Source organism: Metamycoplasma hyosynoviae (assembly GCF_004365165.1).
Taxonomy (GTDB): domain Bacteria; phylum Bacillota_I; class Bacilli_A; order Mycoplasmatales; family Metamycoplasmataceae; genus Metamycoplasma; species Metamycoplasma hyosynoviae.
The window spans coordinates 89,953-106,614 of record NZ_SOCH01000003.1; the positions used below are offsets into that span (position 1 = coordinate 89,953).

A 16,662-nucleotide genomic window follows, 5' to 3' on the forward strand; every position below is an offset into this window, starting at 1 on the left:
ATACCTATTTCTATTTGTTGCTATTTTGTAGATATTTGAAAATTTCAGAGACTTTGATGCGATCTTGTTTCATATTGTCTCTATTTCTGATTGTTACAGTTTCATTTTCAAGTGTGTCAAAATCAATTGTTATAGCATAAGGAGTTCCAATTGCATCTTGTCTTCTGTATCTTTTTCCAATTGATCCAGTTTCATCAAATGTTAGACGGATGTTTGTTTCTTTGATTAATTTATCATAAATTTCTTTAGCTTTATCATTTAACTTTTTAACAAGTGGTAAAACTGCAAGTTGAATTGGTGCTATTTTATAATTTAAGTGTAACACTATTCTAGAATCATCTTTTTCGAGTTTTTCTTCATCATAAGCTTCGATTAATAAAGCAAGAAGTAATCTATCAAGACCAATAGAAGGTTCTATTACATAAGGAATTATTTTAGATCCATCTACTTCCAAATATTCAAGTGATTGGCCTGAGTGTTTCATATGTTGGCTTAAATCATAATTTCCACGATTAGCTATTCCAAGAAGTTCTCCTCAACCAAAAGGGAATAAATATTCAATATCACTTGTTCCTTTTGAATAATGGCTTAATTCTTCTTTTTCGTGTTCTCTTATTCTAATGTTTTTTTTGTTTAAACCTAAAGCGTTAACGAAGTTAAAACATTTTTGAATTCAATATTTGTAGAATTTATCACTTTCTTTTTCATAGCAAAAAAATTCAAGTTCCATTTGTTCGAATTCTCTAGTTCTAAAAATAAAATCACGAGGAGTTATTTCATTACGAAAACTTTTTCCAATTTGACCAATACCGAATGGAAGTTTTGCTCTTGTTGTACGTTGTACATTTTTGAAATTAATAAAAATACCCTGGGCAGTTTCAGGACGTAAATAAGTTAAATTAGTTTCATCTTCAATTACACCCAATGTAGTTTTAAACATTAAATTAAAAGGTTTAATTTTGTCTCACTCACAATTAGAACCATCATAGTTTTTAACTTTTTCTTTAATGATAGTTTCCATTTGAATGGGTGTTAGTTGTTCTACATTTAGATCAGGAAACAAATCTTTTAGTAAATGATCTGCTCTATATCTTTTATGATTAATTTTATTTTCAATTAATGAATCTAAAAAATTTTCTGTGTGCCCACTAGCTTTTCAAACACTTGGATTCATTATGATTTTAGTATCTACTAAATAGTTTTGTTCTTTTCTGATAAATTCTTCTTTTCAGATATTTTTTATTTCATTTAATATGTTGATAGCAAGCGGACCATAATCTCAAGTGTTTACTAATCCACCATAAATTTCAGAGTTTTGATATACAAAACCACTAACTTTTAAATGATTAATTATTTCCTGAATGTTTTTATTGTTTTTCACTTGCACCTCCAACAATTACCATAATATGTAAAATAATTAAAAAATTATACTATATTTTCGAAAAATAAATAAATTTATGATATAAGAATGCAAATAAAATCCAAGCATTTGTCATTAATATTGTTTAATGTTTAGCCTGGATTTTGCAAAATTAAGATTTTAGAAAATTTTATCTAGGATTTGAACCATTGTAATTTCAAATTATTTTGCCGCTTGCAGTTGGGTTTGATTCACTTCAACCAGCAAATCAAGTGTTTGATCAACTATTTGGTTTTGATGAAACACCTCTTACATAAATTTTAAGTTCTGAAGTATCTAGAATAATTTTAGTTCCAATTTCAATAGATGAACAATGGCTTGGAAGAATAAGCATTTTTATAGAATGAGTGAAGAATGGATCATTTAAAAATGCTGCGCCATTAATTTTTTTAAGTTTAGATAAATTGGTTAAATCAAATTTTTCAGTTTTAGTATTTCCTAATGCATAATTTGAAATATTTTCTATATTAGCCAATTTCTTTATTTCATTTGAAAAATTAAAATTAGATAATCCAAAAAACGCTGAGTCACCTATAAACTTTAGTTTTGTAGGTAAATTTATAGATTCTATATTTTTTGAATAAATAAACGCATTAGCTAACACTTCTTCAAGTCCATCAGGTAATTTTACAATTTTTAGACTATTAGAAGTTATGAAAGATTGAGGGATTATTTTTAAATTAACAGCATTTTCTAAATCAATTTCTTCAATATTTTCAGTTTTATCTAGTAAATAAGATGGTAGTTTTTCTAATTTAGAACTATTATCAACACTTAATTTTTTAATATTTAAATTATGCAAAGCAAGTGCGGCGATTTCTTTAATATCATTTACAATTTTCAACTCTTGAATGTTGTTGGTGTTATTTTTATTAAATATTTTAATTAGTTTTTCACCGTTTTGTGAAGTTAATAATTCTAAATTACTATTTGTAGTTAGTTTTAATTTTTTTTCAGTAATAGAAGATTCTTTAAGTGTGATGTTGATATTTTCTTTATATTTATCAATCAGTCCATCTATAGTTTCTATATTGTCATAAAATGCTAGTTTCGATATATTAGGACATCCGATCATTCCATTAGTAATTTTTTTAATGGTTTTAGGAAGAATAATTTCTTCAACTCTTAAATAGTTTAAAAAAGTATTTTCTAATTCTTCAATACCTTTGGAAAAAGTTATTGTATGTAACTTTGATGTGTATGAATCATTTACAAATAAATATGAGGCTTTTTTGACCGCATATCCATCAATATGTGATGGTACGGTGACGTCTTTGTAGTCAGAGTCCAAGAATTTATTTAAAGATGCAACTTGATGCCCGTTGTATGAATATGTCGTATATTTTCATTCTTCTAGAAGATTATTTACTTTGAAATTTTCTATTGTAATTATTTTCGTGTTTGAAGATAAACTTTTATTTTTTTGTTTTATTGTAAATTCGATTTTAATTTTATCTTTATCTATTTGTTTGACTAAGTGGGTGTTAAATTCACATTTATCTGATAATTGTGATTTTGTAAGTTTATTTCAACCAATATCATCTCACATATCGTAGGCGAATGTAGAACTTGCACTAGGCATAGTAATAGAAACGTTTTCAATTAGTTGATTTAATTTTTCAATCGGAAGAGAGAAACCTTTAATATCAAAAAAATGTTGTGAACTTTTAATATTTTGTTTGCCCCCAATTTCTCTAATAGAAAAGTGAACTCTTACAGTTTCTAAGTCAACTGGTTGTGAAATATTGACATCATTTAGATTAAATTCGTATTTTGTATCATTAAATGTTTCTTTTTTGATTTCATTGAAAGTTTTAATATCTTTAGCGAATTTGTTTTCTTTATCTTCGACATTTAAAACTATTGTTTTAGCATAATCATCAAGTTCGGATTCGACTAAATAATTTTTAAAACCTGAAACTAAATAGTTTTTTTCTTCCGTTTTAAAACCTGTTTTAGTGTTTAAAAGTTTAAATGTTACTAATAAATTAGTTCTTTTAGAACTATCTTCTTCATTCTCTTGTTTATAAGTTAAATCAAATATCGCTAAATCTCTATTGTTATCAAGTGTTACTAAATTATTTGTTAGTAGATCTTTATTAATTTCATTTGCGAACGTTAAATCCTTACTTGTGTAATTAAAATTAATTTTATTTAAAACTTCATTAGCAATTTTTTTGTAATCATAAAAACCTGCTATTTCAATTTCACGAAGATTTGAAGATTCTTTTGTGTTTTTATCTGTAATTTTAACTTTTGCTTTAACTTTTTGCTCGTTTTCAAGTTTTTCAAAACTTTCAAATTCCAAACTGTAGTTTGAATTTGATAAAGTTGTACCTTCAATAATTCCTTCTTTAATAGCATCTTGAAGATAAGTTTTTTCGGCATCTCTATATTTAATATCTAAACTATTTAAATAATGAGTTAATTGTGTTGAAGGTATAGCAAAGTCTTTGAATTTAATCGAAAGTTTATCAGATATGAATTTTTCATCATCTATTGATTTAACTTTTAATTGATAAGAAAATGTGGCTTCGGCTTCATTATCGTTAGTTTCAACATTAACATTGACAATTTCGTATTGTAAAGCGTCATCATTATCCTGTTTTAAATAAATGTTAAAGTGTTTAAATTTACCACTTTCATCTTTAGCGGCAATTGCTGAAGCTAAGTGTTGTTCGCGGTTAAAATTGATGAATTCGATTTTGACTTTATCATTGACTCTATCAATTTCATTTTCACTAATTTTACCTAATTCATTAAGTTCAACTTTTTCTTTTGGAGGTTTTATATCTCTAAATTCAAAAATTTTATAGTTTGATTGTGCTTTTGTAATTTTATTACGAATAGCAAACTTAGTACGGAAGGTAGTATAAGGTTTATCTTTATCAAGCGGTTGCTTGTTAACTTCGCCATCAACTTCTTCAACCACAAGTTCATAAAGTTTTGTATCTAAATTAGATGAAACAAAATTAGCAATGGTTTTAATATCATCTTTTGTCTTAGTTTCTTTATCTTTTACATCAATTTTGATTGATTGTAAAACTTTATCAAGAAAAGATACTTTTCTTTGGCTTGAAAAAACCGTAGTAATTGAGGCTACCGATGATAATGCCGCAATAGCTGCACCAGCAGTAGATCATACTATAACCTTAGTTTTAGGGTTTTGACTTTTAACTTTATCTTGATTTTGCTGAGGCAATTGTTCTTGTGTGTTTAAATTTTTCTGTTCTTGCTCTTTCATTTAGTTTCCTTAAATTACAAGATTTTTGCAAATGATAAGATTAGAAAAATTAAGTTAATTAAAAACAAGCCTGAAATAATGCCGATAACTGCAAATACTCATTTTGGCATTTTGTATCTAACAGTAGAAATTTTGATTGATTCGGTGGCTTCAAAACCTGTGTTTTTCAAGATTTCAGAAATTTTAGAACTTGCCAAAATTGCTTCTGAATAATATTGCGTTGGTGTGCCAAGACCACCTATAGTTTTAATGAAAATTTGGGATTTGGTTTTGTCTTGTTCTAGAAAATAATAAACATCAACATCGCTACCATTTTCCAAAGTATTTTCAATAACAATTTTGCCGTTAAAGTTTTCTAGGGATCCTTTAATATCAGTTTTTTGAATATCTTTAGCTTTTTTAGTTTTAGCAAGTAATTCAATTTTTACTTTTGAAGCCAAATCGTCAAGTGTTTGACTAGCAGCGGCTGTTGAAACTTGTTTAATTTCTTCAGTTTTACCTGCTTGAATTTCTAAAAGTTTGTTTTTCAACAAAAATTCAATATTGGTAGTTTTAATATCAACTTTTAAAGCTACTAATTTATCTAAAAGTTGTTTTGATTTTAAAACATCTAAAATCCCACAAACTTTATTTTGAAAGTAAAAATAAAGCATAGTTTGTGGAGCCTTAGCGTTTTGCATAACAAATTGTTTTAATGATTCTAGTAAGTTTGGCAAGACTACCGGTTTTGCTTGCACTCCAACTTCAGAAATCAAATAAACAGTTTGTTTTGTTTGTGGATGGATAGTTTCTCTTAATAGAAACTTTTTCTCAGCCATTTTTTCTCCTTAAATTTTTACGTAAAATTCAAATGAATTTTATTTAAAAAAAAAAAAAAAAAAAAAAACGGTTTAAAGAAATTTCAAAAAGCAAAAATATGCTTTTTTAAAAGAGATTTTTTTGCTAACAGTGTTTTGAAATGTATTTTAAAAAAAACTATAAAAATAAAAACCCAAGCGTAAGGCTTAGATTTCTATTAAAGTATTGTTGATTTTTATCTAAAATAAATAATTGCTGAATTATTATTTAATAATTTTAACTACTGAACCAGCACCAACAGTTCTACCACCTTCACGGATAGAGAACTTAGTTCCTTCTTCAACAGCAATAGGAGCTATTAAAGTAACGGTGAATTCTACTTGGTCTCCAGGCATAACCATTTCACGTCCTGGTTTGAATTTGATTCCACCAGTAACGTCTGTTGTACGGAAATAAAATTGTGGTTTGTAGTGTTCAAAGAATGGAGTGTGACGTCCACCTTCTTCTTTTTTAAGAACATATACAGTGGCTTCAAATTCTGTATGTGGAACGATTGTTTTAGGTTTTGCTAAAACTTGACCACGTTCAACTTCGTCTCTTTCAATACCACGAAGTAATAGACCAGCATTATCTCCAGCTTGTGCTTGTTTTAGGTTTTTACGGAACATTTCAATTCCGGTAACAACGGTTTTCTTGGTTGGTTTTAGTCCAACGATTTCAACTTCATCGTTTAATTGAAGTGTGCCACGTTCAACTCTACCGGTTGCAACTGTTCCACGTCCTGTAATGGTAAATACGTCTTCGACTGCCATTAGGAAAGGTTTTTCGGTTTCACGTTTTGGTTCTTCAATGTAAGTATCAACTGCATCCATTAGTTCTAAAACGTTAGCTTCATATTCAGGAACACCTTGTAGTGCTTTTAAAGCTGAACCAGCAATAACTGGTGTATTATCTCCGTCGAAATTGTATTGTGATAATAATCCACGAACATCCATTTCAACAAGTCCAACCATTTCTTCTCTTTCTTCTGGTTTGAACATGTCAATTTTGTTCAAGAATACTACGATTCTTGGAACACCAACTTGTTTAGCAAGAAGGATGTGTTCACGAGTTTGAGGCATAGGACCATCTGTTGCAGCAACAACTAGAATAGCTCCATCCATTTGTGCAGCACCAGTAATCATGTTTTTAACATAGTCGGCGTGTCCTGGACAGTCAACGTGAGCATAGTGACGTTTTTCTGTGTTGTATTCAATGTGTGATGTATTGATAGTTATACCACGAGCTTTTTCTTCTGGAGCATTATCAATAGCATCGTAAGCTTTGGCTTCTGATAGTCCTTTTTTTGATAATACTGTTGCAATAGCAGCGGTTAAAGTAGTTTTACCGTGGTCAACGTGACCAATTGTTCCAATATTAACGTGTGGTTTTGAACGATCAAAATCTTGTTTTGCCATATTAATTTTCCTTTCGTTTTTATATTTATACTTATAAGTTTTTTTTATTTAATTATTATGATTAAACGCGTTTAACCTACCATAGTGTAGTCTTTCACCTACATCCTGTCCAATTATTAAAGTGCGTTTTGTATGAGCATATACATTTTACCAAAATAATTTTTTATTTTTAATACTAAAATGGGTTTGTGAAATCAATAATTTGAGTTCTTGAAATTAGTTTTAAAATTGGCTATTCTGCTTTTAAAACATCAAAATAAATGTCATTTAGTTTAGGGATATATTTACCAGCAAATTTGTAAGGAATTTTTTGTTTTATGATTTCAAGAAGGATTTTATCAAATTCATCTTGGCCACACATTATTAAAAAGATATTTTCTTTTAATTCAAATTTATCAAGGTTTTTGGTTTTGGTAATCTTTAAAACATTTTTTAAAATTTCTTCAATAGCTTTAACTTCATCAGATTCAATAGTAAATTTGTAGTTTGATTTAGAAATTTTGCCTTCTATAGTGCTAGTTTCTACAACATTGCCCTTATCAAGTACAGTAAAACTATCTATATATTCTTGAAGTTCGGTTAAAATGTGAGAAGATACAAAAATAGTTTTACCTTTTTTAGCTAGTTCTTTTAAACTTTCATAAAGTTCTACTCTAATTTTAGGATCTAAATTAGCAGCAGGTTCATCTAAGATTAATATTTCAGGGTCGTTTAATAGCGCTTGAATTAAAAGAATTTTTTTCTTTTGCCCTGATGAAAGATTGTTTCCGTTTTTGTTGTAAATTTCAGAAGTGATATTGTAATGTTCTAAAAGTTGGAAAACTTTAGGACGAATTTCTTTTCAAGGAATATTTGAAAGTCCAGCAAAAATTTCTAGATATTCTAAAACAGTTAGTTTCTTAGGAAACATAGCAACTTCAGGAATATATCCTATCTTTTCTTTGAAAGATATGTCTTTTCAAGATTTGCCATTAATTAGAATTTCGCCTTTTACATCTGGATAAAAACCTAAGATACTTCTAAATAAAGTGGTTTTACCAGCACCATTGGCACCAATAAAGCCGTGGAATTGACCTTTTTTGATTTGAAAGCTTACGTTATTTAAGGCAGTTAAATTTTGAAAAGTTTTAGTAACGTTTTTAAATTCAATTACAGTTTCATTATTTTCAGGCATTTTTCCTCCTTAATTTTTAAAGCTTTCTTTTTTATATAAGTGTTGTCCTAAGAATTGAAGACCGATAGAAAGCGATAAGATGATAATAATAGTAAAGTATCAAGGATAAACTTTTACATTTGTTATTTCATGTATTTTTTTATCGTCAATTGAAATAGATTTAATATTGCCTCAACTTTCTTCATATAAACTAGGAGAAAGTAGTTCTTTAGGCATTGAATTATTTGTAAGAATATTTTTTGACAATTCGCTTAATAAATAATTTTTTATTAATGATAGTTTTAAATTAGATGATTCTATATCAATTTCATGATTTGTGAGTACTTCAAAGAAATTTAGAATAGTTTCGGGATTGTTTACATCAATAGCTTTAATAATTTCTTTAAACTTTTTATATTTTTTTAATTCTTGTTCTATTAATTCTTTTTTAACTGATGATTCTGGATAAACATTAAATTTTTCATTAACTATAGTATCAACATAGTTATCAAATTGTTCTTCATTAAATTTGAAATCAATATTTTTTCAAATTACCTGTAAGATTTTTTTAAGTTTATTTTCAATAATTTCATTGAATTTAGTTTTGAAGTTAATAAAATCAGGATCATTTATTGAAATAGAAAGTTTATCTTTATGTACTTTTTCCATTAAATCTTGGAATTTTTTAATTTCATTAAGTTCATCTTGTGAAAATGCTGCTATATTTTTAATTTCAGTTTCCATTTCTTTTTTATAAGTTTCATTAAATGATCTTATTTTTAAAGTGTTATTTAGGAAATTGTGTTTTTTACTGATAAAAAATTCAATAGATTTTTTAGTAGCTATTTTTTTAATAAATTCTTGAACAAAATTAGTTTCTTCTGGATCTGCTAAAAGAAGATAAGCATCTTTTCTTTGGTCATAACTTAAAGGGCTTGCAAATGAATCAAATGAATAAATGGTGTGATAATTTCCAATAAGGTCATTTTTATTTACTTTTCTAGGTATATATAAACCATAGCTACCAGTTAAAGAACCTTTTAATCCATTAATATATGGATTATTTGACATTAAATCAGTAAAAAGTTGATTTGTAATAGAATTAATATTAATTAATTCTAGAATATTTGTTGCATCAAATTTTAGTTTTTCTCTATCAGTAAAGAAAGTTTTTCTTACAAATTGATTTACAGAACCAGTACTAAACAATGATTTGGTTGGATTTTTTTTGCTAATTGCTACATCTGAGGCAGCTATAAAGTCTCATTTAGAACCTGATAAACTGCTTATAGTATAAATAATAGTTGAAAAGAACATCAAACCAAAATAACTTCCAAGTACAGTTCCTAATGTTGCTTTATCTTTTAACTTAGCTGAAAGTAGTGCTATAAAGCCCATAAAGAACATAATTATAAATGTAACAGTTACAGCAAAAGCAAAAGTGTATTTTATAAACATTATAGTTTTTGCTTGTGCTGTAGCATCGGTTGCAGAAAGCATAATAATAGAAGAAATGAATATGCTTATAAAAATAACAGCGTTGTTAAAAAAGTTTAAAACATAAGAAATTAATAAATTAGTTCAGTAAATTTTTGGTCTTGATATTGGTTTACTGAATAAAATATATGAAATTCCATTTGTTTTAGGTAGTTGATATACCCTTGCGGTAGTAATACATGAAAGTAGTATTACCCAAAAACTTGCAATAAAGAATGTAATGTAAGTAAATTTTAAGAAATTTGAAACTTCGATTTTACCATTACCAATAAAACGCATACTAAAAAACTGGATAGCAGTCATTACAAATATAAGTGCGGAAGCAAGTCCGATTAGAATTCAATTTATAACACTTCTTTTGAAAGTTAACCAGTTTAGTTTGAACAATGATTTCAATTTATCATCCTTAATTTTTGAAGATATTAATTAAAAATTCTTGAATTTGGTCATTTTGAATTAAGTTTAATGCACCATTTTTTGCAATACTAATTCCACCATTTTCTTCACTAACTACAAATGTAATTGAGTCACTTATTTCTGAAATTCCCAAAGCAGCTCTATGCCTTGCTCCGAACCTATTGTCAATAGATTTACGTGTGATTTTATAGTAAGTAGCAGCATATTCTATTTTATTATCACGAATAATGATAGCACCATCATGGAGTGGACAGTGTTTATTAAATATTGATATTATTAAAGAACTTGAAATATTAGCATTTATGATAATTCCATCAGTTCTCATCATATCAAGATTGTCATTTTGTTCAATTGTGATAATAGCACCAATTTTATTCTTTGATAAATATTCAAGTGATTCACGAATTTGGTGAATTAATCTAATTCTTGTAGATTCACCTAAACTTAACTTAGTTTTTTTATTCTTTTTGAATTTTAAAACTAAAATTACTAAATAATGAGCCGCTAGAATTGCAAATATAATGGCAGCAAGTGTGGTTATAATGTAGAGTAAAACTTGATTCATATTATCACCATTTGTTAAGACCAATAATAATTAAAAGCATGATAATAAAAATTAAAGCAAAACCAAGAATGATAAATATTCTTTTGCGAATAGAAAGTGGTTTGGTAGATTCAGCTATTGGATTTTCTGATCAAGAAGCATACTCTACGTAGTTATTATATTTAGCTTTCATTTTCGCTTGTCTTTTTGAAAATTCTTTGATTTTTTCAGTTAATTTTTCTTCTGTTGCTTGCATTCAAAAAATTTCTTTGAAAAATTCAAAGATTTCAAGTTCAGAATAATCTTTAATGTAGTTTGCATTTTTTAAATAAGTTCTAAATTGATTGATAATTAAAGAAATACTTTCTTTTTCAGGATCATAATTTAAAACCCTTTTATCTTTTTGCTTCAAAGCATTTAGTTTTATTGGTCTTTTTGCTTTCATAAATATTAGCCTCTTTATTTATAAAAAATTATAATTAATAAATTAATTTTTATTCATTAAAAATATATAATAATGTGAAATTAATTAATTTTATTTATTTTTTGCGAGGAGTCAAATATGAAAAAAACCATTAAAGATTTAAACTTAAAAAACAAAAAGGTTATTCTAAGAGTGGATTTCAATGTTCCTATTGCCGATGGCAAAATTATGGACACAAAAAGAATTGATGCCGCTCTTCCAACAATTCAATATGTATTAGATAAAGGAGCTTCTATTATTATTCTTTCACACCTTGGAAGAGTTAAAGAAGAAGCTGATAAAGCTTCTAAATCATTAAAAATAGTAGCTGAAAAATTACAATCATTACTACCTAAAATAGGAGTTACATTCTTAGCCCAAACTCGTGGAGAAGAAGTAGAAAAAGCAGCAAAAGCATTAAAACCTGGTCAAATTTTATTCTTAGAAAATACTAGATTTGAAGATTTAAACGATAAAGCTGAATCAAAAAATAGTGAAGTTTTAGCAAAATTCTGAGCATCGCTAGCTGATGTTTATGTAAATGATGCTTTTGCCACTGCTCATAGAGCGCATGCTTCTACTGTTGGGATAGCAAACTTTATCAAAGAAAGTGCATTAGGATTTTTAATGCAAACTGAAGTCGAAAACCTTTCAAAACTTTTAAAAGGTTTCAAACGTCCATTTGTTTCAATTATAGGTGGAGCTAAAGTAAGCGATAAAATTAAAGTATTAGAAAAACTTTTTGGCATAGCTGACAAGGTTTTGATTGGTGGTGGAATGGCTTATACTTTCAAAAAAGCTATGGGCAAAGAAATTGGAACATCACTATTTGAACCTGATAGAGTAGAAGATGTTAAAAAATATTTAGTAGAACATAAAGATAAAATTGTTCTTCCAATAGATAATGCTATTTCTACAGAATTTGCAAATCTACCAGCTAAATTTACTACTCCTGATAATGACAACATCCCTGAAGGATATATGGGACTAGACATAGGTCCTGAAACAATTAAATTATTTGCTTCTGAAATTTCAAATGCAAAAACTATTTTCTGAAACGGGCCTTTAGGTGTAACTGAATTTAGTGAATATGAAAAAGGAACTAAATCAGTTGCAATTACTATTGCAAATAAAAAAGATGTATTTTCAGTAGTAGGTGGTGGCGATTCAGTTACTGCTATTAATAAATTAGGCTACCAAGACAAATTTAGTTTCATTTCAACTGGTGGTGGTGCTTCTATTGAATTCATTCAAAATGGAACCCTTCCAGGAATAGATGCTATTCAAGATAAATAAAAATTAATTTAACTAAAATTTTCTTTCTATTAATAATAAAACGCTTGCATATTTATCTCTGCTGCGTTTTTTTATTAAAGTTTTAAACAATAAAACCTATTCTTTTATCAAAACAATAGAAAATCATCATTGATTTTAAGCAGTTTGTTTTATTTTATAAAAACTTTAATTTATGAGTTGGTTTAAAATCATTTTTTAAAGTTTTTAAATACTATTAAAATAACCTTTATCTTCTATTTATGTAATAAATAGAAAGATAAAGACTTAATAATAAAATAGTATTTACACATTTAAAAGACTTATATTTTAAAACTTACTGATAAATTAAAGTTTTTATAAAGTTTTATAGTGTCTTATTAAGATTATACATGTGTAATTTCTTTAAAATCTAAGTTAATAAGCAAAAAATATTTAGTGTTAGATTACTTAGTATTTTGAAGTAATTTTTTTAATTTAAATTAAAGGTAAATAATTTCGATTTTTACTTATAATTTTAACTAATGTTAATTAGTTTTCTAATATACATAAACAATAAACTTGCAATAACCATTAAATTTTAACAATTACTTAACAATATTTTAAGGAGAATAAATGGCTATCAGATATGTTGTGCATCATAAAAACGGCTGATGTGTAAAAAATGCTAATGGAGAAAAAGCTATTAAAACTTTTGGAACCCAAGAAGAAGCAATTAAATTTGCACGCAGTTTAAATGATACAACTTCAATAAAAATCCAAAGTAGAGATGGGAGTTTTAGAAAATAAATGGTGAAATCTAAATTAAATTTAAAAGAAACTCAATATGCAATTGATAAATTAAAATCAATATTTTCTGCATCTTTAGCTTCTTCTTTAAATTTAGTTAGAGTTTCAGCGCCTTTATTTTTGGAAAAAAGTAGCGGCTTAAATGATTCATTAAGCGGTGAAAAACCAGTTAGTTTCAAAACAAAAACTGTTGAAGATGATATTGAAATAGTACATTCACTTGCAAAATGAAAGCGATATGCGCTTCAAAAATATAATTTTTCAGTTTATGAAGGCATTTATACTGATATGAATGCTATTCGTAAAGAAGAAGATCTTGATAAATATCACTCGCTTTATGTCGATCAATGAGACTGAGAATTAATTATTGAAAAAAAAGATCGTAATATTGATTTTTTAAAATCAATAGTTAGAAAAATTTATTCCGCTTTACTTTTAACTGAATCTACTATCAATGAAATATATCCTATATTAAAACCTAAACTTTCACCTGATGTTTATTTTATAACCGCTCGTGATCTTGAAGCAAAATATCCCGACCTTTCAATTTCTGAACGTGAAAAAGCAATCACTAAAGAAAAAGGCTCAACTTTCATTATCGGAATTGGTTACCCGCTTTCTAATAATTTGCCTCATTCTAATCGAGCAAAAGATTATGACGATTGAACTTTAAATGGTGATTTGGTTGTATATGACGAAATTAACGATTCTGCTATGGAATTAAGTAGTATGGGAATTAGAGTAGATCGCGACGCTATATTAAAACAATACTCACTTACTGCATCTGAAGTTTCAAAAATAAGTGAATACCATAAATCAGTAGTTCAAGAAACTTACCCTTTTACAATAGGCGGAGGCATTGGACAAAGCAGAATTGCTATGTTTTTACTTGAAAAACGCCATATTGGAGAGGTTCAAGTGAGCGTTTGGGATAAAAATAACAAGAATTTTGCAAATTCTGAAAAAATATCGATTTTATAATTTATAATTTACTTTGTTATTGAGTGGCTTTATATAAAGGCATCTCAATAACGTCTAACAATAAGAACAATAACATTTATTAACTAATTATTAACTAACTATACAAAAATCATACATATAGAGTTGATTAGCGGAGCTCGCTTAGTCATGCCAACCTACAAGTCACGCTGCAAGGTGGAAAAGCCAGGGGTAAAACCAACATGTACTTTTTGGGAAATCTTTCTGCAATACTATGTATGGTAGAAAGGTTTTTTTATTTATGAAAATTTTAATGACTTCTGAATCAGTAGGAGCAGGTCATCCTGATAAAATTTGCGACCAAATAAGTGATGCTATTGTCGATAAACTTTTAGAACAAGATGAAGATTCACGTATAGCATGTGATGTTATTGCCAACGATGATTTTATTTATATTGGTGGTCAAATTACAACTAAAGGATATGCTGATACCATTCAAGAAGCGTGAAATGTTTTAAAACCATTAGGATATAAAGAAAATGATTTTAAAATCATTAATGCTATTTGCCCACAAAGTGCAGATATTGCCTTAGGAGTGAATAAAACCCAAAATAAAGAATTAGGCGCTGGTGATCAAGGAATTTTATTTGGATATGCTACAAATGAAAATGAATTTTATATGCCTTGAACTTTAGTGCTTGCCCATGAATTAATGCGACGTGCTGACGAATTACGTCAAAATGGCTCATTCAAGTTTGCTAAAGCTGATATGAAAAGCCAAGTTACAATTGAATATGATGATGAAACTAACACACGCAAAATCAAAAAAGTTTTACTTTCAATTCAGCATGATGAAAACTATGATGAAAAAAGTTTCAAAAAATTCATCAAAGAACAAATTATTGAATTTATCTTAAAGAAATTCAAATTTAACATTGATTGTGAAATTTTAATTAATCCTACTGGTCGTTTTGTAATCGGCGGTCCTAAAGGCGATACCGGACTTACCGGACGTAAAATTATCGTTGACACTTATGGAGGTTTTGCTCGCCATGGAGGCGGAGCTTTTAGCGGTAAAGATCCTACAAAAATAGATCGTTCTGCTGCTTATATGGCTCGTTATGTAGCAAAAAACTTAGTAGCAGCAGGAGCAGCTTCTGAACTTGAAATTCAACTTTCTTATGCAATTGGACTTCCTAGACCCCAAAGTATTTGAATTTCTCATATAAAAGATGGTAAATATCCAGTTGATAAAATTATTGCTGTTATTGAAGACATTTTTGATTTAAGCGTGGAAGGTATTATAAATAGCCTATCTTTGAAAAAGATAAAATATAAACCACTTGCAACTTATGGACATTTTGGAAGACTTGATTTATCACTTCCTTGAGAAAAATTAGACAAAGTAGAAGAAATTAAGAAACTTTTTAAATAATAATAATAGGGCAGAAATTAGCTTTCTGCCCTATATTTTTCTCTTATTTTACTTAATGTTACACCATTAACTGAAATTACATCTCATGCATTAATGGGTTTATTAAATATTTTTCTACACAATCTATTTGAAGACATTAACTTGCCCTCAAAGGAAATATTTCCATTGATGTCAAAATAAAGTTCATAATCATCACCAATTATTTTTAATTTATCAATAGTAGAAATATAGTTGTTTTTAATTAAATCTACAAAATCTACTTTTTTGGGTTTGATGTCATAAATAGCATTGATTAGATTGTTTTTACTTTTGTCTTTTGTGATTTTTTCTAACCTCAAAATACTTTGTTCATAGTATGTTTTATCTTTTTCAAAACCAATATAGTTTCTACCTAACATTTTAGCAGTATGAGCTGTAGTTGCGGTTCCTGAAAAGGGATCTAAAATTATATCATTTGGTTTTGAACAAGCCAAAATTATTCTTTCTAGTAGTGCGAGTAGTTTTTGTGTTGAATGAACTTTTTTGCCGCTTTCATCTTTCAATCTTTCGCTTCCTGTGCAAATTGGTAGTTTTCAAACTGATTTCATTTGAGTTCCACCGTTTATATGTTTCATTGTTTTATAATTGAAAGTAAATTTAGCTTTGCTATTTTTAGTAACCCAAAGCATAGTTTCTTGTGCATTAACAAATCTAGTTCCACCAAAATTTGGAACAGGATTTGATTTCTCTCAAACTATTTCATTAATAATTCAAGCACCCATATCTTGTAAAATATATCTCAAGTGGTGGATATTTTGAAAAGATCCTATAACTCATAAAGAACCATCTTTTTTCAAAACACGCAAACATTCTGCAAGTCACAACTTACATTCTTTATCATATTCTTCTAATGATTCATATTTGTCTCACTCGTCGTCTACACCATCAAATTTTGAACCATCATATCTAATTAAATCTTTTTGCAAGTTCATATTGTAGGGTGGATCTGCAAAAATTAAATCAATTGAATCATTAGGAATTTGTTTAAATAGTTCAATATTATCTCCTAGTAAAATTTTATTTAAAGGTAAAACATCATCTACCATTAATGCCCTCTCATTTTTATGGATAAATGCAATTTCTATTCAATTTCATTAGTATGTTCAATACTATGTATTGAACAAAAACTTTGAAATTATATTTTCTTCATTTGTATATATTTTAATTTTACTATTTGCAAATATTTTGCTGCTAA

The 16,662-nt window shown here is 27.6% G+C and carries 13 protein-coding genes; 4 read left to right on the forward strand and 9 right to left on the reverse strand.

Going from position 1 to position 16,662, the window contains the following annotated elements; genetic code table 4:
- Positions 1-10 precede the first annotated feature (10 nt).
- The 8 genes from JN03_RS09065 to JN03_RS09085 all read right to left on the reverse strand — a co-directional run bounded on the left by JN03_RS09065 (position 11) and on the right by JN03_RS09085 (position 10,975).
- On the reverse strand, positions 11-1,381 hold the full coding sequence (locus JN03_RS09065) for a glycine--tRNA ligase (protein ID WP_036441194.1): 1,371 nt from the start codon (positions 1,379-1,381) through the stop codon (positions 11-13).
- Between the two features lie 169 nt (positions 1,382-1,550).
- Positions 1,551-4,664, reverse strand: coding sequence for a leucine-rich repeat protein (locus JN03_RS09070; RefSeq protein WP_134076576.1), 3,114 nt, complete (start codon positions 4,662-4,664; stop codon positions 1,551-1,553).
- A gap of 14 nt (positions 4,665-4,678) precedes the next feature.
- On the reverse strand, positions 4,679-5,482 hold the full coding sequence (locus JN03_RS01595) for a hypothetical protein (protein WP_036441200.1): 804 nt from the start codon (positions 5,480-5,482) through the stop codon (positions 4,679-4,681).
- A 243-nt stretch (positions 5,483-5,725) separates the two neighbouring features.
- Entirely contained in the window at positions 5,726-6,919 is a 1,194-nt protein-coding gene (gene tuf / locus JN03_RS01600) for an elongation factor Tu (protein WP_036444859.1), read from the reverse strand.
- A gap of 232 nt (positions 6,920-7,151) precedes the next feature.
- Positions 7,152-8,093 carry an ABC transporter ATP-binding protein gene (locus JN03_RS09075; protein ID WP_036441219.1) on the reverse strand — a complete coding sequence of 314 codons (942 nt, stop codon included), beginning with the start codon at positions 8,091-8,093 and terminating at the stop codon, positions 7,152-7,154.
- A gap of 9 nt (positions 8,094-8,102) precedes the next feature.
- Positions 8,103-9,965 carry a transporter permease gene (locus tag JN03_RS09080; RefSeq protein WP_036441221.1) on the reverse strand — a complete coding sequence of 621 codons (1,863 nt, stop codon included), beginning with the start codon at positions 9,963-9,965 and terminating at the stop codon, positions 8,103-8,105.
- A gap of 10 nt (positions 9,966-9,975) precedes the next feature.
- Complete coding sequence (locus tag JN03_RS01615; RefSeq protein ID WP_036441224.1) at positions 9,976-10,551, reverse strand: diadenylate cyclase; 576 nt, start codon at positions 10,549-10,551, stop codon at positions 9,976-9,978.
- A 1-nt stretch (position 10,552) separates the two neighbouring features.
- Complete coding sequence (locus JN03_RS09085) at positions 10,553-10,975, reverse strand: hypothetical protein (protein WP_036441226.1); 423 nt, start codon at positions 10,973-10,975, stop codon at positions 10,553-10,555.
- A 117-nt stretch (positions 10,976-11,092) separates the two neighbouring features.
- Between JN03_RS09085 and JN03_RS01625 the strand changes: the two genes are divergently transcribed.
- The 4 genes from JN03_RS01625 (at position 11,093) to metK (ending at position 15,428) form a co-directional block, all read left to right on the forward strand.
- The gene (locus tag JN03_RS01625; protein ID WP_036441228.1) at positions 11,093-12,289 is read left to right on the forward strand and encodes a phosphoglycerate kinase; all 1,197 of its coding nucleotides are present in this window, start codon (positions 11,093-11,095) and stop codon (positions 12,287-12,289) included.
- A gap of 591 nt (positions 12,290-12,880) precedes the next feature.
- Complete coding sequence (locus tag JN03_RS09090; RefSeq protein WP_080696270.1) at positions 12,881-13,054, forward strand: DUF2188 domain-containing protein; 174 nt, start codon at positions 12,881-12,883, stop codon at positions 13,052-13,054.
- On the forward strand, positions 13,055-14,035 hold the full coding sequence (asnA, locus tag JN03_RS01635) for an aspartate--ammonia ligase (RefSeq protein WP_134076577.1): 981 nt from the start codon (positions 13,055-13,057) through the stop codon (positions 14,033-14,035).
- A gap of 259 nt (positions 14,036-14,294) precedes the next feature.
- The gene (metK, locus tag JN03_RS01640) at positions 14,295-15,428 is read left to right on the forward strand and encodes a methionine adenosyltransferase (RefSeq protein ID WP_134076578.1); all 1,134 of its coding nucleotides are present in this window, start codon (positions 14,295-14,297) and stop codon (positions 15,426-15,428) included.
- 17 nt (positions 15,429-15,445) lie between these two features.
- Here metK and JN03_RS09095 read toward each other — a convergent pair whose 3' ends face one another.
- Entirely contained in the window at positions 15,446-16,513 is a 1,068-nt protein-coding gene (locus tag JN03_RS09095; RefSeq protein WP_134076579.1) for a DNA-methyltransferase, read from the reverse strand.
- Between the last annotated feature and the right edge of the window lie 149 nt (positions 16,514-16,662).